The sequence below is a fragment of the Halobacillus sp. Cin3 genome (genome assembly GCF_947311855.1).
GTDB lineage: Bacteria > Bacillota > Bacilli > Bacillales > Halobacillaceae > Halobacillus > Halobacillus kuroshimensis.
This window is the reverse complement of the sequence record NZ_CAMZMV010000003.1, coordinates 428,699-449,620: the sequence shown is the minus strand read 5'-3', so window position 1 is coordinate 449,620 and position 20,922 is coordinate 428,699. Positions and strand designations below refer to the sequence as shown.

Genomic DNA, 20,922 nt, shown 5'->3' with positions numbered 1-20,922 from the left:
CAGGAGTATATGATGGACTTAACTGACCATATAAGAAAGAGGTGGCCGACGTTGCACGAAAGAAGACAAGAACCTTTCAGATATCCATTCCAATCACCTCTCCCTGGTTTTTATAACAAGAAATTCAGCCCACAGGTATCGGGGCCGCTTGAGGTCAATGATATCAGTCTGAACGGGATGCGCTTTACCTCCTCCCCGGAGCCTCATTTGTCGATGAGAGATGAAGTGATGATCTCGTTTATGATGGACGGGGAAACCTTCACCTTTGAAGGCCGGATCATCTGGCTGAAAACCAATGAAGAGAAAACAACGTGTGGTTTACATGTCTTTGATTACCCGGGCCGTTTGAAGAATAAAATTCAAGAGCTTGGAGATTCCCTCTCAGAACATCAAAAGACTCAAATAGAATCGAAGTCTCCTTAACATGAAGGTTTATTTAAATTCTCCTTTTTCCATCGTCCCTTTCAAGAATTCCGGAAGATCCTGGGGGCTACGCACATGTAGCAGCAGGGGTGGATGAAAACGTCCCGCTTTCCCGTGGTGGAACCAGGACCTTTCCTCGGTCAGGACCTTCATAATCCCGCCTCGTATCTTCTACTGTGGAAGTTCAACGTTTCCACCACCCTTTACGTAAAGTGCTCGTACTATTCTTTTCACTTGAATTGAGGCTGTTGTCATACAATGAAAAAGGGTCTTCCCTGCGTGGGGAAGACCCTTTTCGTTTATTCTTTCGCCGATCGTTTTCGGAAGAATCCTGTAATTTTTGCTGACAGGTCATCAAAATACGTATAGACAACCGGAATCAAGACTAATGTGAAGAAACTGGAGACGGTAAGTCCGAATATAATGGTGACGGCCAGTGGTTGCTGGGCTTCAGCTCCACGTCCGATACCGATGGCCAGAGGGACCATGCCTAGAACCGTTGTCAGCGTCGTCATTAAAATTGGACGCAGACGGCTTGGTCCAGCCTCCAGAATGGCTTCATACCTGTCGTAGGATTTTCTGCGAAGTATATTTATATAATCCACTAGAACAATGGCGTTGTTCACGACAATCCCCGCCAGCATGATTATCCCGACAAAGGCCGGCAGACTGAATGGAAGTCCTGTAATGAACAATCCACCACTGATCCCGATAATGGTAGCAGGGAGTGAGAACATAATGATGAATGGGAACAAGAAGTTCTCAAACTGCACAGCCATGACCGCATAAACGAGAAACACAGAGAATAGCAGCGCCAGGGATAAATCACCGAAAGCTTCCTGCATATCCTGCGCCTGGCCGCCAATCGTGTAGGAGTATCCATCCGGGAAATTCAAGGAATCCAATTCTGCCCGGACTTCCTCGGTCGCTGTTCCCAGATCAACATCTGAGATTTCCGCTTCCACGTTTACCTGGGGCTGCTGATTTTCTCTCAACAGCGAGACCGGCCCCTGAACCTGGTCCAACTCGGCAATTGTCGCAAGCGGAACCAAGGCTCCGTTCGGTGTTTGGACCGACATCCCCTCCAAGTCCGCAATCGTCTGCCGCTCCTCCTCCGGAAGCAGGAAGCGTACGTCTTTTTCATCCGTACCATCCCGGTACCGGGTAGCAATCTGTCCATTGAATCCAAGCTGGACCTGGCTGATCACCTGCTGCTCGGTCAGCCCATATTGAGACGCCTTCGCCTCATCGACGGTAATATTCATCTGCGGGCGGCCTTCATCCGTCGAAGAAGCGGCGTTCTGAACACCGTCCACTTCATTCATCAAGTAGGCGACCTGCCCGCCAAGTTCATCAAGCACTTCATATTCCGGACCGTTCAACTGCACTTGAAGAGGGGCTCCTGTCCCCAGTCCTGCATCCAGTTCACTGACTTCAATTTCAGCTCCCGGAATATCAGACACAGCATCGTCCATTTCCTTCATCACCGTCTGGGTCGTTTTCTCCCGTTGATCAGGTTCGACCAGTTGAATGGTGTAGGAAGCAAAGTCGGAGGTACTTGCGCCGAAGCCGCCCATATTACCTCCTCCGATAGACAGGTAACGGACATCCACGAGATCTTCGAAAGTATCCAGCTGCTCGTCCACCTGAGCGGTCACAGACTCTGTTTCCTCCAGCGACGTCCCCGCCGGCATGTTGACCCTTATTTCGATCTGACCCTGGTCGGAAGGAGGGATAAATTCCGTGCCGATCAGAGGAACCAGAGCAGCACTTCCGACGATCAGAGCTCCTGTAATTGCGATCGTCGTTTTCCGGAACTTCAATACCCAGCGCAGCATCGACCGGTACCCATCGTTCACTTTATCGAGGAATCGATCGAACCAATACCGTCGCCCGCTTTCTTTCAAGGACTTTGTTAACAGCTTCGAGGACAGCATCGGAATTAACGTGACCGACACAGCCAGCGATGCAATCAGAGCAAACATGATTGTCAGCGCAAGCGGAGTAAAGAGTTCCGAGGCAATCCCTTCAACAAAAATGATCGGTAGAAAGACAACGAGCGTTGTCGTAGCTGAAGCAACAACAGCGGGAGCAAGCTCTGAAGCTCCCTGTTTAGCTGCTTCCACCATCGAGTACCCCCGCTGACGGTAGCTTACGATATTCTCCAAAATAACAATGGAACTGTCCACCATCATACCGATCCCAAGAGCCAGTCCTCCCATCGTCAGCACGTTCAGCGTCTCTCCTGTGAAGTACATTAATGTGAAGGTCGAAATGATGGCGATCGGAATGGACAGACCAATGACAAGCGTCGCCCGGATACTTTTCAAAAATAGCAGCAGGACGAGCACGGAGAAGATTCCTCCGAGGATGATGTTCAATACGACACTGTTAATGGATATTTTAATAAACTCCGATGTATCCAGAACGATATTCGTGCCGACTTCCTCTGGAAGGTCGCCCTGCACTTCATCAAGGGCTTCCCTGACGTTGTCCGCCGTTTCCACTGTGTTGGCTTCCGATTTTTTCAAAATGGAAAGAACGACCGATGAATCACCGTTTACTTTACTCACCGTATCAGAGTTCGTCAGTGTTTCACTGACATCTGCGATTTGATCAAGGGTAACCTGGGCACCTGTCTGTGATTGAATTCTCGTATTCTTCACGTCGTCAATCGAGCTGAACTCACCGTCCACCCTGATCTGAAGGTCTTTCTGCCCTTTTTCGATTGTTCCGGCAGAGGCGGATTGGTTGGAGGCATTGAGCGCCTGGATGACCGTTTGTGAATCGAGTCCATACTGGGTCATCTGCGCACGGTCGACAAGCACCTGGATTTCACTCACCTGACCGCCTTCAATACTTACGGAAGCGACCCCTTCCTGCCTTTCCAGAAACGGAACAATCCGGTTTTCCGCTACCTGCTGTAATTCATCCGGAGTATCTCCCGATAGACCAATGGTCATAATCGGAAGCTGCTGTGGATCAAATCGCAGCACACTTGGATCCGAGGCTCCTTCAGGAAGGACCCCGGTGATTTGATCCACATTTTCTCTTACCTGTAGAAGCGTGCTGTCCAGATTGACTCCTGTATTAAACTGAAGAAGGACAAGAGACGCTCCAGCCTGTGATTGAGACTGAAGCACCTCCAATCCTTCAATACTGCTAACAGACGATTCCACCGGCCGGCTGACCAGCTTCTCCACCTCCTGCGGGGCCGCCCCCTCGTATGAAGTAGATACGACCGCAATCGGAAGCTCAATTTCAGGATATAAGTCGATGGTTAAACTTCTTAATGAAACGAATCCAAGGCCTAAGATGGCGGCCACAATCATAATGACACCCACAGGTCTTTTGACGGATAGATTAACGAGCTTCATCAGAATCCTCCTTCATGATGGTCACCTGTGCACCATCTGAGAGGGTCAGCTGTCCTGTAGTAATAACCTCATCCTCTGCGGAAAGGTCACCAGAAACGGCAGAGAAGTCACTCTGTGATTCGATCACTTCCACATCCACACGGACGGCCTTCTCTTCTTCTACTTTATATACGAATGTCTCGTCATTTTGTTCAACAAGACCGTCTGTAGGAATAATCAACGTGTCCTCTACGACATTTTCGGGGAGCAGGAAGGAAGCCATCATCCCCGGCTTGATTTTCTCCTCGGCATTGTCGACCGTCGCTTCAACTGGATAAAGGCCGGTATCGTCGGGAACAGAAGAGATATAATCGATGACTGTCGCTGCTTCTTTTTCCAAAGCAGGAAGATCGACTTGCAGCTCCTGTCCCTTTTCAAAAAGATCCAGCTGTTCAGGAGTAATGGAAGCAGAAATAGTCATCGGGTTCAAACGAACAATTGTTGCAAAGGGCTGCTGGTTGGTCACCGCGTCCCCTTCTTCTGCACTCAGACTTGCGACTTCACCTGTCACAGGGGCTGTGATCGCCTCATTCGCTGCCTGTTCTTCAGCCTGGTTCAACTGCACATTCGCCTGTTCTACTTGAAGTTCCGCCTGGTCGACAGCCACCTTAGCCTGGTCGAGCTGCTGCTGCGCCTGATTCACTTGAGCTTCCGCCTGAGCAACGGCTGAGGAAGACTGTGACTTCTGTCCTTGTAGCTGCTGGTACTGAGCCTGAGCTTGATCAGCTCGACTCTGCGCCTGGTTGTAGAGAGCTTCTGGGATAGTCCCTTCATCCACCAGTTTTTTCGTTTCATCGGCAATCTGCTGCGCCTGCTCATATTGCTGCTCTGCAGCCTCTGCCGCTTGAGCGGACTGGCTGGCTTCTGACTGAGAGGCCTGTTCTGCCAATTCCACCTGGTCTTCTGCGTTCTCAACGCCAAGATGGGCCTGTTCTTCAGAAATCCTGGCATTCTCAAGCTGTTTTTCTGCCTGGCGGACAGCAATCTCCTGAAGTTCTACCTGATCCCCCACATTTCCACCGGGTCGAACGACGGCTATCGTCTCCCCTTTTTCCACACGGTCCCCTTTAGCGATATTCAAGGTGGCCACTTCCCCTGGTGTCTCGGGCATCACCGGGGAGGAATCAGGCGAGGCCGCGCGTCCTGTAATTTTCCGTTCAATAACGAAATCCTCGTTTTGAACACGATCCACCTTCACCGGAGTCACCCGTTCTTCTGTCTCTTCCGAGCTTTCCTCCTGCATACAAGCGGTTACAAAGAAAAGCAGTATAAGTAGTAGCAACAACCGTTTCATTAAAGACTTCCCTTCCGTAGTAAGACTCCGCGGTCCCATCATTTTCCTATCTATATTTTCCCTAATACCTTCCGCAACATACGACAAAATCCCACTGTTTTTGTGGGAGTGACCAAATAGTCACAATTATGAATTATGTTACTAAAGTGTGAAATGTATTGCAACTTGTAGTGTTTTAGCGAAAATGACAATATTGTGAAAGGCATCAAGATTATTAGAGGGGGACTTGCCTTACACCGTAGTTATCCATATGTGATGCGGTTGGTCACGTTCCGCTTATCGGTGTATGGTTGCTGCAGGTGTCACCATCGAACGCTCCTCGTGACATCCGCGGCCGGAACGGCTCAGTCCCCTCCTTCTAAGAAATCATAAAAAAAAGACTGCCGAGAGTGTTCTCGACAGCCGGACACCTTCCTTTTCAGGAGGCTTTTTTTCATTGAAGCAGGTTGCCGAGCTGGGCAACCATAAGATCCAATTTTTTAATCTTAGGCAGGTCGTATTCAGGGAACCGTTCATCGAAATGGTTGAACATCGGTTCAAGGGCTTCATCCTGGATCAGCTCTTCATACGTTTTGAATGTATGCTGATACTGTCCGATATAACGTTTCATTTTCTTCTCAAATCCGGACAGGTGATAAGTAGAGGAGAAATCAAAGGATTTCACGATATCACTGTCATAGGAAGGAAAGCTCGGATTGATGGTATGAAGCATGGAAGCCGCCAGAGGAAACTGCATCGTAGGGTTTCCCTTATGATTCTTCACTTCATATAAATCCCTGGTGATCTGGACGATATTCGGCCGTTCATATCCCCTTTGTTCTTCCATCAGTTTAAAATAGAAAATCTCGAATTCCTTCGTTAAGCTTGGATTATCGAGCCGGAAGAAATGGCGGAAGATGAATTGGTACAAGGTGTCGTCCGGCACATAAGTATCATGGAAGACGGTTTGAAGGTAGACATAAACATCCAGTTTTTCGAGCGGGATGTGGTTCACTACTTTTTCATAGTCTTCCAACAGCAGGTCTTTTAAGTCGTTCGCCGTTCTATACTTCATCATTAATCACCTCAATTCGCTTATTCCACACAACCCAAACGTGGAAACACGTATTTGTAAAGTCTGCATGAACGTTTATACTTCCATTTTACATAACACGCATGCTTTTTCCAAAGGTTTTCAACGATTGATAGATGGGTTCCTTATGTTTTCTCTTCATTTTGCTCCGGAGCCGCCGATGGTAATACGAAAGGAGGGATATTATGGATGCTGCCGCTTTATCGATGGTCCTTGGTCAGACTCAGCTCAAACAGCAGACTAATCTTGCATTAATGGACAAAGTGAAGGATGATGCCGAGGCGAAAGGGAGTCAGATGGTGGAGATGCTGAACCAGTCGGTTTCCCACCCCGATCTTGGTAATCGTGTAGATTTAAGAGGGTAAAGTTCAAGCAGGGAGAGAACTCTCCCTGCTTTTGGTTATTCGTTATTTTCTTCGTCTTCAGGAGCATTTTCGTCTGTCATGTCTTCCTGCTCCTTCTCTTCCTCTTTCATTTCTTCGTCCATATTTTCTTCTTCTTCCATGTTTTCTTCTTCCTGCATGTTTTCTTCTGTGTCGTTTTCCTCTTCCGCCGGCTCCTCTTCAGAAGCGCAGGCGCCGAGTAATGTGATGGCAAATAGAGCTGTCATAAGTTTAAGTAATAAGGATTTCATTTCATTTCCTCCTTTTCTCATCTTGAGTGTTAGTATGTCCAGCGGATGAATATCCATCCATCCTTCCTGCTTTTTTTCATAAAAAAAAGACCCGCATACAGACGGGTCTTTCAGCAGTTATTTCAAAGCGAACATAATTTCCGCTTCGCAGGCAAGCTCACCATCCACGGTGGCTTTCGCTTTCCCTTTACCTACAGGGCCTTTCAGACGAACAATTTCCACTTCCAGCTTCAAGCGGTCCCCCGGTTTGACCTGGCGTTTGAAACGGCATTTATCAATACCTGTGAAAAAGGCCAGTTTTCCCTGGTTTTCTTCTTTCTTCAACATCGCCACTGCCCCCATCTGGGCCAGGGCTTCAGTGATCAGAACACCCGGCATGACCGGGTAATCCGGAAAGTGCCCTTGAAAGAAGGGCTCGTTCATCGTTACGTTTTTATAGCCTACCGCACGCTCCCCCTCCACAAGCTCTTCCACCTGATCGATAAGAAGAAAGGGATAGCGGTGGGGAATGATTTCTTTAATTTGATTAATGTCCAACATGTTCAAAGCTCCTTTCCTGCGTTCTTTTCTAATTATAAGGGCAGGAGCTCTCTGGAACAAAATTTTTTCGGAAATTGTACGATTCTGCAGTCGGCAGGGTGCTTATGAACTTCTGGTCAATTCGGCGGTACGGGCGTTTGATTTCAGGGATTGTGAAGATTCTCCTGAATATCCGGTCTGGTGGATTTCCTCTACCGGGCTTGCCGGGCTCAGCCAGAACGTATACCACGAGCCTTCTTTAACGATTGGACTCAGATCGAAAAGATCAAATTTACAGTTCTGCGATACTTCCTGCAGTTCTTTTTTCGTTGGAAGGGCAAAAAGGTTGGAGTGAGCCACGAAAAAGCTGTTGAATGCGGAGGAAAAGGCTTCACCATGCTCGGTTTCATTGATCGGCGTAATGACCGATATCAGACCATCGGTGCGCACATACGAGTAGAGGTGGTCCAACAGCGGCGGCCGGTCATCCGGATGAATGTAATGAAAAATATTGTGAAGGAGAATCACATCCACGGTTTCATCCTCTGGAGTCCAGCTATTGATGTCGCCCACTTGAAAGGTGACATTCGAATAATCCCCCGACATTTCCCGTGCCTTATCAATGACCTTCTGGTTAATATCGACACCAATCATCTGTACATCTGGAAACTCAGCAGCCAGCTTCCTCAAATATCCTCCATGGCCACAGCCTAAGTCGACAATGGAACGGACCTGTTTTTCACGGATCATCTTCTTAATTTTCTTAATCGCAAAATGTTCAAGAAGGGCTGAAGTCTCAGCCACTACTCCTCCATGACGTTCATGATCGAATTCCGCCCGCTCCTGGGATGTGATGATATCGGGATACCTGAGCATCGTCGGGATATGCAGTTCCATCATTTCTTTCAGCAGGGCTTTGACACCTGGAGACGCATCATCCCCCATAAGAGCAGCACACCGCCGTTTGGAAGTTCTGAATCGGTTGTTCGGCCGTTTTTTCAAATGTTTGACGGCGACACCGACTTTCACCCAGGATGAGAGCAGGTCATAAGGATAGCCGGTTTTCTCGCTGATCGCTTCCACCGTCCTCGCCGTCCTGAACTCATCGAACAACCCGAGCTCCGCTCCAACATATGCATGCCAGCTCGGTAAAAAGGATTCATTATTCTTCATCCATTTTCTCGCCTGCATGGCTGTGACCCACTCATTCATTGTCATCTTCCTTTCTTTGATCTTTTCCAAGGATAATCCTCAGCTTCAGAAAACAAGAAGTGCTGCTGTTCCTGATCCGATACTTTCTTCTTTCTCACGGGCAGGACATTTCCCTGAATGCCCCTGTCAATGAAAGTGAAATCCCATTTCCCCAATCCTGATATGTTCAGCATTTGTTTGACATGAAGGTAGTCATCATCGAAAATCCGCTGAACGGCCTTCATCCGAAAACGTCTCCACCACTCGTATCTAAATGAATAGACGAGGGCGGACATATGACTGAGATTCAACAGGAATTCGACTCTCGGCTTTCGAACCTCTTCGTAATAATGCAGATGATCCGCGTAGGATTTCCCTTCCTCCCAGCACCACGCCAGAAGCTCACCAAGCACATCAGCATCCTGAACAGCCAGGTTCATTCCTTCTCCTGCCATCGGATGAACCGTGTGAGCGGCATCTCCTAAGATCGCCAGATTGCCTGAGTAGTATTTGTCCACGTGATACGTAAAGGGAATCATCAATTGGACCGTCTTCCAGTCTTGAATGGCCCTGACACCTTCAGCGAGCTCAGGCTCCAGTTCACTGTAAGCTTTGTACAGATGTTCAAGTCCCAGCTCTTTTATTTTTTTGTAGTCTCCGGCCTTGATCAGGAACACCGTTCTGACTTCGCGGTCAGGAAGTGGAAATAAGCCGAGGAAACAGCTGGAGGTCGTGATGATCTTCCCTTTTGTGAAACTTTCCGGCCGGGGGATGGTGACTGTGAGAAAGTGATGGTTGTAGTCTTTCCGCTTCACTTCCACGTTCATGGCATCCCGTGTAGGAGAGCTCCTGCCTTCAGCTCCTATGTACACGCCGGCTTGGATGTAGAGGATTTCCTTCTTCTGTTTGACTTTCGCCATCCCATTCTCAAACCCTAAGAAGCGGGCGCCCGGAAGGTAATGAAAATACTCTTCATATTCCATTCCCTTATTGCGGAGAATTTCCTTCGTCTTTTCGTGAGGGACCATCAAGGAATGGTCATAGGTCGTCGCCACACGGCTGTAACTCAGCTCAGTCAGATTGATTTCCTCCGGGGGCTGTCCTTCCCGTCGATGAACTTCCTGAAACCGAAGTTCATCCAAAGCATGGCCGTTCGCCTCTATTTCATCGAGCACCCCGAGGCGTTCCAGTATCGCCAGCGTCTTTGGCTGCAGAAGCTCTCCTTTATAGGCAGGAGATTCTTTTTTCAATTGTTCTGCGATAATGACGTGTACCCCTCTTGAAGCAAGCTTGGCAGCAAGTGCAAGTCCGCCGACACCGCCACCTGCGATAAACACTTCTGCTTTCACCTGTCACCCTCCCCGTTGTGATTCATGTCCGTATGGTTTTCTTTCCCTAATTCGGAACTTGAAAACCTTTCAAACGACAACGATATACCAGAACATGGTAAAAAAAGCCGAGCATTGAATCCGTTTCTTAACCGGTCGGGACATCTTTAATCGTCCATAACGCTGGAAGGAAAATAAAAAAAGAACGAGCTGCGGGCCCGTTCTTTTTTACTGAAAGAAAGCATAGAAATTAGAGTACAAGCTTTCTTTTATTCGGTTTTCATTACAATATCCAGGATGTGCTTCCATGTATCCAGCTTAAGAGCATCCATAGGGTTTCCATCTCCAAGAACGCCGTAACCGACCATTAATCCAATGATCAAAGCGGCCGCACTGAACAGCACAACAAGAATAATACGCAGCCAGATCGGTAGAATACGCCGGCGCCCCTGGAGATTTTTTTCTTTCTTATCTGCTTGAGCTCCTGCTTTTTTATCCGTTTCTCTGCGCTTGTTTTCTTTCTCTTGTTTCTTATTCAGTTTTTTACCTTTTGATTTCGGATCTGTCGCCATGGTCGTTCTACCCCTTACGTTTATGATCTCAGCTGGTTTACCAGTCCCATCATCTGGTCTCCTGTTGAAATAGACTGAGCATTCAATTGATAGGCTCTTTGAGCTGTCATCATTTCCGTCATTTGAGCACCGATATCCACGTTGGATTGCTCCAATGCTCCTCCTTGAAGCTTGATATTTCCTGCTTCAAGCTCCTCGATCAGTCCGGCTTCCCCGCTTCCTTCCGGGATTCGGAACCGGCTTCCACCTGCGGCCTCCAGTAAGTGAGGGCGGGACGCTTCCACAACCTGGAGCTTCCCTTCCACTTCCTGGGTGCCGTTTCGCTGTACAAGCAGTGATCCATCATCAGCGATGGATATTCCGTCAAAAGTATCTTCGATCATGATCGGATTACCATCTTCACCGAGGACCGCATGCCCATCAGCGTTTGTAAGCATCGCTTGATTGTTACCCAAAGGGTTCAAATAAAAGTGACCAGCTCTTGTAAACTGGGTTTCTGAGCCGCCACTCTGATCAGAGACATCGAGGACAAACAGCTGATTTTCCTCCAGCAGGGCAGCATCCAGGGCTCTGTCTGTCTCCTTCAGGCTTCCCCGGCTGATATCCACGCGCTTACTTCCCAGTTTAGCACCTGTCCCGACCCGGATGCCATCAGGAGTCAAACGCCCTGCTTCGGCTTGTCCATTGGATTGATTGTTCAACTGCTGAACGAGGAGGGAGGAAAAATCCGCTCCGGTACTTTTGTATCCTGTCGTCTGGCTGTTCGCCATATTGTTTCCGATGATATCCAGTTTCTGCTGCAGCTGCCCCATCGTTGCAGCTGACTGAATCATGGACCGATTAATCATGTTGATTCTCTCCCTCAGCGGATGCGGCCGATTTCAGATACGGCCTGCTGCATACTTTGATCATAAGCTTTCAGGACACGCTGGTTCATTTCAAACGAACGATAGGTGTTCATCATTTCTGTCATCGTCTGATTCATATCAACGTTCGACCGTTCAATGTAGTTCTGGTGAACGGAAAAATTCACACCTTCGTTTTCCAGAGCGTTCCCTAAAGGCTGGGCATTTTCTCCAGGAACGTAAAGGTCGCTGCCTTCAGGTACAAGCCCATTGGCATCTGGTGTATAAGAAACGGCCAGCTGAGTGCTGCCATTGTCTGTCGTGAGCATACCGGTTTTAGACACAAGAAACGCTTGTCCTCCCGTATTGATTGGATTTCCGCTTTCATCAAGAAGTCTGTACCCTGTATTCGTGGTCAGAAATCCTTCCCCATCCACCGTAAAGCTTCCATTCTTCGTGTAACGGGCTTCACCATCGCTGTTCTCCACTTGAAAAAGAACAGCACCGTTTTCATCAGGCAGCTCACCTGCGACAAGTGCCATATCTGTAGAGACTCCGGTTTCTTTTAGAGCTCCCTGGGAAAAGTCAGGCGTTGTCTCCTGAAGGTATACACCTGTATGAAGGGATCCCACCTCACCTTGATCCGGAACGACAGGAGCCGTTGACGTCGGCAGTGTTTTCGATCCCATCTGCTGCAAAAGCAGCTCGGGAAAAGCCCGTAAACTTCCCTGGGTCTGTTTATAACCCGGCGTTTCTACGTTAGATATGTTATTCGATAACATTTCCTGCATCCGCTGGTTGGCCATCATTCCTGATGCAGCGGTATAAAAACCTCTTAACAACGTCCGTTCACTCCTCCCGGATATCTCAGCCTTTTATAACTTTGTAGAGATACGCTTGTCTATATTTTCAAGCATAATTCCCGTTCCTGTAGCCACACAGTCCATCGGGGACTCGGCTACAAGAACAGGAACCTTCAATTCTTCTGCAAGGAGCTGATCAATACCATGAAGGAGGGCACCGCCGCCGGTCATGATGATCCCTCGGTCAATAATGTCTGCGGATAATTCAGGTGGTGTGCGTTCAAGCACCTGCTTCGCAGCCTGAACAATCATCTGGACAGATTCACGAAGTGATTTTTCGATTTCTTCGGAATTGACCGTAATGGTTCTTGGAAGTCCGGAAACCATATCGCGTCCGCGGATTTCGATTTCCTCGCTTCTGGAACCCGGGAACACAGTGGCTACACTGATTTTAATATCTTCAGCCGTCCGTTCACCAATCAACAGTTTGTATTCCTTCTTAATATACTGAAGGATTTCATGGTCGAATTTATCACCGGCCATCTTGATGGAGGAAGCCGTTACAATATCCCCCATGGAAAGCACCGCAACATCCGTTGTACCGCCACCGATATCAACGACCATATTACCGCTCGGCTGGAAGATATCCATGCCGGCACCAATCGCCGCTACTTTTGGCTCTTCCTCAAGATATACTTTCTTTCCGCCGGATTTTTCCGCTGCTTCCTTGATGGCTTTCTGCTCCACTTTCGTAATGTTCGTCGGGCAGCAGATCAACATCCTTGGCTTCGAAAGGAAACCTTTCACATTCGTTTTTTGTATAAAATGCTTCAGCATCGCTTCTGTCACATCGAAATCAGCAATCACGCCATCTTTAAGAGGACGGATCGCTTCAATGTTCCCCGGTGTCCGTCCGACCATCCGCCGTGCTTCTTCTCCAACTTCCAATACCTTGCCTGTATTCCGGTCCATTGCAACGACCGATGGCTCATTCAAAACGATACCTTTACCTTTTACGTGGATAAGTACATTGGCTGTACCCAGGTCTATACCTATATCTCTCGCAAACATGTCCTGTAGATCCTCCCTATTGTAAAAACATCATTACCTCACCACAAAACACATAACGGATGGCCGTTATCCGTTATGCTGTCAGGCAATGCCATACAAATACTCGATAACTTATGTTTTCCCTATTTGAGTCAGTCTATTTTGTTGAAATGATCACACATCTAATTCTATATTCTATCACAAAATTACGACATTCGTCTCATGGGAGTTGAAAAAAGTTACCAAGTGTCGAGGGATTTTGACAATGGGAGGGACTGTTCACAATTGAGGCTGAACCGGCTGCTCTTCAATGATCTGCGTTTTATACTTACGCCTTGTTGCTTCCCCGCCACGGAGATGTCTGATTTCCTTATGATGATCCAGGATTTTTTTGACTTCCTTGGCCAGCTCCGGATTGACCTCAGGGAGCCGCTCCGTTAAATCCTTATGAACCGTACTTTTTGAAACGCCAAACTCTTTGGCGATCACTCTCACCGTTTTTTTCGTTTCAATAATGTGCTCTCCAATCTTGATGGTCCTCTCTTTGATGTAATCATGCACTCCACTCGCCTCCTGTGATTGACTATCCAAGGAGATGGGGCGTTTAGGAAAGCGTCCGTTATAACATGAGGGGGCACTTGCTTCTGGATGTCTATTCATGGTGTTTCACCCTGGATGTTACCGAGTGCTCGGTTAACTCATTGTATTAATAAAACCGCCTCGATATGCCTTCGCATGCGCATGATGTTCGGATTTCTTAATTTTATGCCCGAAAAAATAAAAAAATAAGGCTGACAAGAATGTTCTTGTCAGCCTTATCTGCTATGCCTGTGTTGTAGAGATGGAAGATGCGCTTTCTTCATCAGGCGCCTGTTCTCCGCCTTCTGTTTCTGCCGGGTCTTCCTCATTATTCATTTGTTCATCCGATGGCTCCCCGTTTTCTTCTTCAGGGGTGTCGGAAGGAGTTCCTTCTTCTGTCTGCTCAGCTTCAGCGGGCTCTTTTTCTGCACTTTCCACAATCTGGCTGACCGGCTGACCGAAGAATGCCTCCGGGTTCACTGGCTGACCGTCATTACGGACTTCGAAATGCACATGCACACCGCTTGCCTGTCCGAAGGAATTACGTCCTGCTGATCCAATGACATCTCCTTGAGCGATATCAGATCCAGCGAGTACATCGACACTTTCTAAACTAGCATACACGGTAGAGAGATTCTCGTCGTGCTGAACTTCAATAACATTGCCGTACAGCGGATCTTCTTTCACTTCGGTCACTGTTCCTGATAGAGCAGCCGTTACTTCAAAGGCTTCTCCATCTTCTCTTGTAATATCTACGCCTTCACTTTGGTAGTATTTATTGTTGTATAGGACCAGTGCACTTTCTTGATCTTGCTCAGAAGCTTCGTAGTCGTAGAATTTTGTTACGATGGAAGCTGTCTTTTCGTCAGCCACAGGCATCTGCAGATTTTCCTGGTGGTCCATAACGGGTACAGACTCTCCATCTTCATTGACAAGGAATTCATCCTGACTCTGCGATTTCTGCTGGTCAGCAGTCTGGTTTTCTACATCATTGGCACTCTGCTGATACCAGAATACGCCTACAAGGACTAAAGCAGCTACGGACAAATACAAAGCTGGATACAACCACTTCTTGCGCATCAAGCGTTTGAACTTTAATTTAGTCACGCTTTTTTTACCTTCATCTTTCATGTTCATCACCTCAAAAACCATTCTGAACAGATCTTGTCCAATCTATACATCGGTGATGAAAAATTTTACAGATGAAGGCAAAACCACCATGGTGATGATTTACTGTATAGGACGGTCCATGAATATCTGATTTCGAGAATGGGATGTATATGAGGGGCGTTTGGGGAGGAGTCGCTTTCCGTGGGCGTTCGGTGAGCTTCCTCGGACGTGTCGTCCTGTGGGATCTCACCTTGAACGCTGCTCCCACAGGAGTCTCCCCCTCCCCCTACGCCCCTTGCCATATAAAGTTCTCAAAATCACTTCGAAACCCACTTCTATCATCATTACAAAATGAATAAGAGTCCTATACTTCATTTTTCTTCAACCAGGGGGTAAAAGGAGATAATTCCTTAGTTTAAAAAGAAAAAAAGCCGGGGAACCGGCTTTTTCTTCGTGCTTATTCAGCTGCTGAGCTGAGGAGGGCGGTCTGGGTGCTTAAGGGGCTGATTTCAGTGTCCTGATAATAATGGTGGATGATGTCTTTATAATTCTTCCCTGTTTTCGCCATCCCGTTGGCTCCGTACTGACTCATCCCCACGCCGTGACCGTACCCTTTGGTTGTAAAAATGACATGATCACCTTTTTGTTCAATTGTGAAATCACTCGAGGACAAACCGAATTTCTCCCGGATTTCCCTTCCTGAGAAAGTCTGGCTGCCGAAATGAACTTCATCCACCCGATTGCCTTCTGTTTTGGTCATCGTAGACGTCTGAATCGATCCATTCATGGCTATGCCGAGCGTCTGCTCTAATTCCGCTGTGGAAACAATTTTCTGATCAGCGAATTTCGGAGAATCTTGATCCCACGGACTTTCTACGCTCTGCAGGTATGGGATGTCGTGCTCCCAGTAATCCCCTGCGTTTTCCGTGTAGCCATTACTCGTGGAAAAAAAAGAAGCCGTAATCGGTTTGTGATCATAGGTGATGATTTCTCCCTGAGTGGCTTTTACCGCCTGTTCAATCTTTTCCATGTTGCTGTTAAACTCATCCTGCCACTGGCCTCTGAGCTCATCCTCATTTTTATACACCTGATGGGTAACCGTGTCTGACACATCAGCTGCTTCTGACACCTGAGCTCCTTCAATCATATGGCGGGTGATGTACGTCCTAGCTGCGAGTGCTTGAGCCTTTAAGGCTTCCAATTCAAAGTTGACCGGCATTTCTGAAGCCACCACCCTCGCTACATATGTCTCCAAAGGGACTTCTTCCACCTGGTCTGTCTGAGAACGCAGAACCTTCACAAGGAATGGGGACTCCTCCTCTCCCTGTTTCTCCTGCGGTTCTGCTTCTTCCACCTCTGATGTATCGGCAGGACTCGTGAAGGGGATAACAATTAAAGTCGGTAGGACAAGTATGGTGATCATTAAGGCGAGAACAACCATCAGACCTGTTCGATTGTTTTTTTTCATCCGCACCCTCCTGGCTGTATACATAGTAAAATCCTCTACTAAAAATGTATCCAGAAATGGAAGATGATAGAACAAAAAATGCCTGCCTATTTCAAATATATTGAAACAGGCAGGCTGTAAAAATGTATATTATAAGGTCGATACAGATTCACTTGGTTCGTGCTCTTCGCTGTAGGCATCTTCTTCTTTCACGCGTTCGATGTCAGCGCCGAGTTGAGCTAATTTTTCTGCGAAGTCTACATATCCACGGTCCAGGTGCTTAAGCTCTGTCACTCTTGTGTATCCTTCAGAAACAAGACCCGCAAGAATCAAGGCTGCACCTGCACGCAGGTCTGTCGCAGCTACTTCTGCGCCCTGCAGTGAGGATGGTCCTTCAATGATTACACTGCGTCCTTCTATTTTGATACTTGCGTTCATGCGGCGGAATTCCTCCACGTGCATAAAACGGTTCTCAAAAACAGTTTCTGTAATGACACTTGTGCCAGTAGCATTCAGCATTAAAGCCATCATTTGAGACTGCATATCTGTCGGGAATCCAGGGTGCGGCATCGTCTTGATATCCGTCGCTTTCAAAATATCAGGGCCGATAACACGCAGACCTTCATCCTCTTCTTCGATGATAACACCCATTTCCTCCATCTTAGCGACAAGGGATCGCAGGTGTTCATGCATAGCACCTTGTACAAGAACGTTTCCGCCGGTAATAGCTGCAGCTACCATAAAGGTTCCTGCTTCGATACGGTCCGGAATAATGGTGTGTTCGGCTCCGTAAAGCTTTTCCACACCTTCGATACGGATGGTTTCCGTACCTGCGCCTACAATGTGGGCGCCCATTTTGTTCAAGTAGTTGGCAAGGTCAACGATTTCAGGTTCTTTGGCACAGTTTTCCAGAGTAGTCGTTCCTTCTGCAAGAGCTGCCGCCATCATGACGTTTTCTGTCGCCCCTACACTTGGAACATCAAAATAGATTTTTGCACCTTTGAGACGGCCTTTTACTTCCGCTTCGACATACCCGTTTCCTACAGTAACATCAGCTCCCATGGCTTCAAAGCCTTTAAGGTGCTGGTCGATAGGGCGTGATCCGATAGCACAGCCGCCAGGCATGGCTACCTTAGCATGGCCATAGCGGGCCAAAAGTGGTCCCAGTACAAGAACAGAAGCACGCATTTTCCTTACATATTCGATTGGAGCTTCTGTCAGCAGCTCACCTGAGGCGTCTACCGTGACAGTGTTGCCCACCATATTGACATCTGCGTTCATATGTCGAATCACTTCGTTGATCGTATATACATCAGCTAGAGTAGGTACTTCGTGTAGTACGCTCTTTCCTTCACTTGCGATAATACTTGCTGCGATGACAGGCAGTACGGCATTCTTAGCACCTTCAGCTTTGACGGTACCATTCAGCTGCCTCCCACCACGGACGATGATTTTTTCCAAGGTTCATTCTCCTCCGCGTCCATATTCACTATTATTAATATTCAGCAGTAATAATGGGTGTGCCAATAGTGATGTTTGTCTCCCCGCCCAAAGTTCTTGTAGCGAATTGAACATTCATTGATTGTTTACCTGAGGGTATTGACTGAGCCCATTTGTCTGTCCAGCCGGATCTGCTCGTCCAGCCATTCTCGTCGATTTCATCTATTGTTGCTACGTCTAAAGTTTCTTTGAATTTTTTATACACTAAAACATCGTCTATAATACCATTGCTTACGGCCTTTAGACAAGAGAAAATTGTAGCAGATTTAGAGAAATATCGACTTTTTACATCTTCCACACTAAGGAACAAGTCCTGTGTCAGAGAGGATGTTCCCTCTCCCTGAATAGAATAAACCAATTCTGCCTTGTTCTTCATATTTCTGGGAGAAATCATACTATATGTTTCGACGATCTTTTTATTTTTGTGACGGTTTGTGACAATCCATTTTTCCGCCTGTGCCGTTTCCTCATGGGAAACCTCCTGATGCTGCCCCTGCTCTAAAATCCTTTCCATGATTTCTCCGGATTGTTCTGCGGGAACCTTCCGTTTCATCATCATGGTCCATTCTTCTACGTTGAGCTGCTTATCCTCAGCAAATGACGCAAACATTATCAGCGGTTCCTGCTCCTGTGTCATTTCCTGTGGATAAGCACCTGTTCCTACAATGGCAGCTGCCAGCACACCGGCCAAAATATTCTTCCACATGTTTATGCCTCCCCAAGCATCGTCTTACTTTCAGTTTGACCAGGGACAGGCACAATCATACGATACAATTCCTAACAGCATTAGACATTAAAACAAGTACACAAGACTGTTTGACCACGACAGAAAGTCGAGGAAAAAATTACTGACAGTCGTTCCAAGGGCAATCGTGATTATAATAAGGAGAGCTCTTGCTTCAAAGACGCGGTTTTTTCGGAAGAACGCATCAAAGTTAACTGACTGCAGGGCTCGCCATGTAATAATGATGAATATCAAATGGGAGGTCATGCTCATCAGTGCTTCTTCGGCAAAATATTGTTCCATGTCTATTCACCCTCCTTCATCTACCAGTCCTTAAATCATACGGACATAACGACAAAAAAGCCGCAGCCATCGTATTTCCCGGGGAATATCGAAAATATCCCCTATATTCCATCATAGTTACAGGGAAATGACAACCCATCTGACTGTCTTAAGCTTTTCACAAAAAAACTGCTCTCATAATGAAAGCAGTTAAAAATTGTTTTCAATAACATCTAAACGATTAATGGCTCGCTTAAGGGCCATTTCAGCCCGTTGGAAATCAATGTCGGCCTGCTTATCCTGAAGGCGTCGTTCTGCACGTTCTTTAGCCATACGGGCACGATCGGCATCTATATCCGTTGGTTTTTCAGCAGACTGCGCAAGGATGGTTACTTTATCCGGACGCACTTCTAAAAAACCGCCGCTGACAGCAATTCGTTCAGATCTACCTTCGCCTTTTAGACGGACAGCACTGATGGTCAAAGGCGCCACCATTGGAATATGTCCCGGAAGGACTCCAAGTTCACCGCTCTCTGCCTTACAGCTTACCATTTCAAATGCATCTTCCAACACCGGGCCGTCAGGAGTGACTACACTCACCGTTAGTGTGCTCATACGTATTCCTCCTTGGCGATCTCATGAAAAGGTGTAAGATGCTCCATGGGGAGCACCTTAACCTTCAGAGTTGTTTATTGCATTTGTTTTGATTTCTCAACGACTTCTTCGATGCGTCCAACTAGTCGGAAGGCATCTTCAGGAATATCATCGTACTTACCGTCGAGGATTTCCTGGAAGCCTTTCACCGTTTCAGCAACAGGGACATAAGATCCCGGCTGTCCGGTGAACTGCTCGGCTACGTGGAAGTTCTGAGAAAGGAAGAACTGGACACGACGTGCACGGGACACGGTCTGTTTATCTTCATCAGAAAGCTCATCCATACCGAGGATGGCAATGATATCCTGAAGCTCTTTGTAACGCTGAAGCGTACGCTGAACTTCACGGGCTACATTGTAGTGCTCTTCTCCCACGATATCCGCATCAAGTGCGCGGGAAGTAGAAGCCAGCGGATCCACCGCCGGGTAGATTCCCTGCTCGGAAAGCTTACGCTCAAGGTTCGTCGTCGCATCAAGGTGTGCGAATGTTGTCGCAGGGGCCGGGTCTGTATAGTCATCGGCAGGAACATAAATAGCCTGGATTGACGTTACAGAACCTTTATCCGTTGATGTGATACGCTCCTGGAGCTGTCCCATTTCCGTTGCCAGCGTCGGCTGGTAACCTACGGCTGACGGCATACGTCCCAGAAGGGCAGACACTTCAAGACCACCCTGCGTGAAACGGAAGATGTTATCAATGAAGAACAGTACGTCCTGTCCCTGCTCGTCACGGAAGTACTCAGCCATTGTCAGTCCGGAAAGGGCTACACGCATACGTGCACCAGGCGGTTCGTTCATCTGTCCGAATACCATGGCTGTTTTCTTAATAACTCCAGAATCTGTCATTTCCCAGTAAAGATCGTTTCCTTCACGGGTACGCTCACCAACACCAGCGAATACAGAGATACCGCCATGTTCCTGAGCGATGTTATTGATCAGTTCCTGAATCAATACGGTTTTACCTACACCGGCTCCACCAAACAAGCCGATCTTACCACCTTTAACATAAGGGGCAAGAAGGTCAACGACTTTAATTCCTGTTTCCAGAATTTCAGTCTCTGTGGCAAGGTTTTCAAACTTAGGAGCTTCACGGTGGATTGGGTCACGACGCACATCAGCAGGAAGCGGCTCATCTAAATCGATGGTTCCGCCCTCTACGTTGAATACACGTCCAAGGGTTACTTCTCCGACAGGTACAGAAATCGGTTTACCGGCATCTGTTACTGACGTTCCACGCATGACACCATCCGTTGATGACATGGCAACGGTACGAACCGTATTGTCACCTAGGTGCAAGGCAACCTCTAAAGTAAGGTCGACGCTTTTTTCGTTTTCATTTTTCGCTTCGTAGCGAACATGAAGCGCGTTATTAATATCTGGGAGATGTCCATCATCGAATGTAACGTCAACAACGGGTCCCATAATCTGGGTTACGCGTCCATTACTCATCGTTTTCCCTCCTAACTTACTTTTAAAAATC

Annotated in this window: 21 protein-coding genes; 2 read left to right on the top strand and 19 right to left on the bottom strand. The window is 47.5% G+C overall.

The genetic code is table 11. The features are described 5' to 3' along the window. Positions 1-51 precede the first annotated feature (51 nt). On the top strand, positions 52-423 hold the full coding sequence (locus tag QMA39_RS12890) for a PilZ domain-containing protein (protein WP_027954754.1): 372 nt from the start codon (positions 52-54) through the stop codon (positions 421-423). Positions 424-722: 299 nt separating this feature from the next. Here the strand turns inward: QMA39_RS12890 and QMA39_RS12885 are convergent, their stop codons facing one another. The 3 genes from QMA39_RS12885 to QMA39_RS12875 form a co-directional block, all read right to left on the bottom strand. Beyond that, positions 723-3,800 carry an efflux RND transporter permease subunit gene (locus QMA39_RS12885; RefSeq protein WP_281658957.1) on the bottom strand — a complete coding sequence of 1,026 codons (3,078 nt, stop codon included), beginning with the start codon at positions 3,798-3,800 and terminating at the stop codon, positions 723-725. Next, entirely contained in the window at positions 3,787-5,133 is a 1,347-nt protein-coding gene (locus QMA39_RS12880; protein ID WP_281658956.1) for an efflux RND transporter periplasmic adaptor subunit, read from the bottom strand. The genes QMA39_RS12885 and QMA39_RS12880 overlap by 14 nt, the downstream gene beginning before the upstream one ends. 433 nt (positions 5,134-5,566) lie before the next feature. Further along, positions 5,567-6,187, bottom strand: a complete 621-nt coding sequence (locus QMA39_RS12875) for a hypothetical protein (RefSeq protein WP_281658955.1) — start codon at positions 6,185-6,187, stop codon at positions 5,567-5,569. Positions 6,188-6,390: 203 nt separating this feature from the next. On the opposite strand from QMA39_RS12875, the gene QMA39_RS12870 reads away from it, so the two are divergent. After that, positions 6,391-6,570, top strand: coding sequence for a YjfB family protein (locus QMA39_RS12870; RefSeq protein ID WP_027954750.1), 180 nt, complete (start codon positions 6,391-6,393; stop codon positions 6,568-6,570). A gap of 35 nt (positions 6,571-6,605) precedes the next feature. Here QMA39_RS12870 and QMA39_RS12865 read toward each other — a convergent pair whose 3' ends face one another. The 16 genes from QMA39_RS12865 to atpD form a co-directional block, all read right to left on the bottom strand. Beyond that, positions 6,606-6,839 carry a hypothetical protein gene (locus QMA39_RS12865; RefSeq protein ID WP_156896465.1) on the bottom strand — a complete coding sequence of 78 codons (234 nt, stop codon included), beginning with the start codon at positions 6,837-6,839 and terminating at the stop codon, positions 6,606-6,608. Positions 6,840-6,956: 117 nt separating this feature from the next. Then, positions 6,957-7,379 (bottom strand): 3-hydroxyacyl-ACP dehydratase FabZ, encoded by a 423-nt coding sequence (fabZ, locus tag QMA39_RS12860; protein ID WP_027954748.1) that lies wholly within the window; start codon positions 7,377-7,379, stop codon positions 6,957-6,959. Between the two features lie 102 nt (positions 7,380-7,481). Then, entirely contained in the window at positions 7,482-8,570 is a 1,089-nt protein-coding gene (locus QMA39_RS12855) for a class I SAM-dependent methyltransferase (RefSeq protein ID WP_035531734.1), read from the bottom strand. 2 nt (positions 8,571-8,572) lie between these two features. Then, on the bottom strand, positions 8,573-9,898 hold the full coding sequence (locus tag QMA39_RS12850; protein WP_281658954.1) for an NAD(P)/FAD-dependent oxidoreductase: 1,326 nt from the start codon (positions 9,896-9,898) through the stop codon (positions 8,573-8,575). A gap of 248 nt (positions 9,899-10,146) precedes the next feature. Then, complete coding sequence (locus tag QMA39_RS12845; protein WP_027954746.1) at positions 10,147-10,449, bottom strand: DNA-directed RNA polymerase subunit beta; 303 nt, start codon at positions 10,447-10,449, stop codon at positions 10,147-10,149. A 20-nt stretch (positions 10,450-10,469) separates the two neighbouring features. Beyond that, positions 10,470-11,297, bottom strand: coding sequence for a flagellar hook-basal body protein (locus QMA39_RS12840; protein WP_206933131.1), 828 nt, complete (start codon positions 11,295-11,297; stop codon positions 10,470-10,472). Positions 11,298-11,311: 14 nt separating this feature from the next. After that, positions 11,312-12,136: a flagellar hook-basal body protein gene (locus QMA39_RS12835; RefSeq protein ID WP_206933130.1), complete on the bottom strand. Its 825-nt coding sequence runs from the start codon at positions 12,134-12,136 to the stop codon at positions 11,312-11,314. A 33-nt stretch (positions 12,137-12,169) separates the two neighbouring features. After that, on the bottom strand, positions 12,170-13,168 hold the full coding sequence (locus tag QMA39_RS12830; RefSeq protein ID WP_027954743.1) for a rod shape-determining protein: 999 nt from the start codon (positions 13,166-13,168) through the stop codon (positions 12,170-12,172). A 258-nt stretch (positions 13,169-13,426) separates the two neighbouring features. Next, a complete protein-coding gene (gene spoIIID, locus QMA39_RS12825; RefSeq protein WP_027954742.1) occupies positions 13,427-13,708 on the bottom strand; it encodes a sporulation transcriptional regulator SpoIIID in 282 nt (93 codons plus the stop codon). 261 nt (positions 13,709-13,969) lie between these two features. Next, complete coding sequence (locus QMA39_RS12820; protein WP_281658953.1) at positions 13,970-14,857, bottom strand: M23 family metallopeptidase; 888 nt, start codon at positions 14,855-14,857, stop codon at positions 13,970-13,972. Between the two features lie 436 nt (positions 14,858-15,293). After that, on the bottom strand, positions 15,294-16,304 hold the full coding sequence (gene spoIID, locus QMA39_RS12815) for a stage II sporulation protein D (protein WP_281658952.1): 1,011 nt from the start codon (positions 16,302-16,304) through the stop codon (positions 15,294-15,296). A gap of 129 nt (positions 16,305-16,433) precedes the next feature. Further along, a complete protein-coding gene (gene murA / locus QMA39_RS12810; RefSeq protein ID WP_027954739.1) occupies positions 16,434-17,744 on the bottom strand; it encodes a UDP-N-acetylglucosamine 1-carboxyvinyltransferase in 1,311 nt (436 codons plus the stop codon). A gap of 34 nt (positions 17,745-17,778) precedes the next feature. Next, on the bottom strand, positions 17,779-18,489 hold the full coding sequence (locus QMA39_RS12805; protein ID WP_027954738.1) for a YwmB family TATA-box binding protein: 711 nt from the start codon (positions 18,487-18,489) through the stop codon (positions 17,779-17,781). Between the two features lie 87 nt (positions 18,490-18,576). Further along, the gene (locus tag QMA39_RS12800; protein WP_027954737.1) at positions 18,577-18,810 is read right to left on the bottom strand and encodes a DUF1146 family protein; all 234 of its coding nucleotides are present in this window, start codon (positions 18,808-18,810) and stop codon (positions 18,577-18,579) included. Between the two features lie 189 nt (positions 18,811-18,999). Then, the gene (locus QMA39_RS12795; RefSeq protein ID WP_027954736.1) at positions 19,000-19,404 is read right to left on the bottom strand and encodes a F0F1 ATP synthase subunit epsilon; all 405 of its coding nucleotides are present in this window, start codon (positions 19,402-19,404) and stop codon (positions 19,000-19,002) included. A gap of 74 nt (positions 19,405-19,478) precedes the next feature. After that, a complete protein-coding gene (gene atpD / locus QMA39_RS12790; RefSeq protein WP_027954735.1) occupies positions 19,479-20,891 on the bottom strand; it encodes a F0F1 ATP synthase subunit beta in 1,413 nt (470 codons plus the stop codon). Positions 20,892-20,922 lie beyond the last annotated feature (31 nt).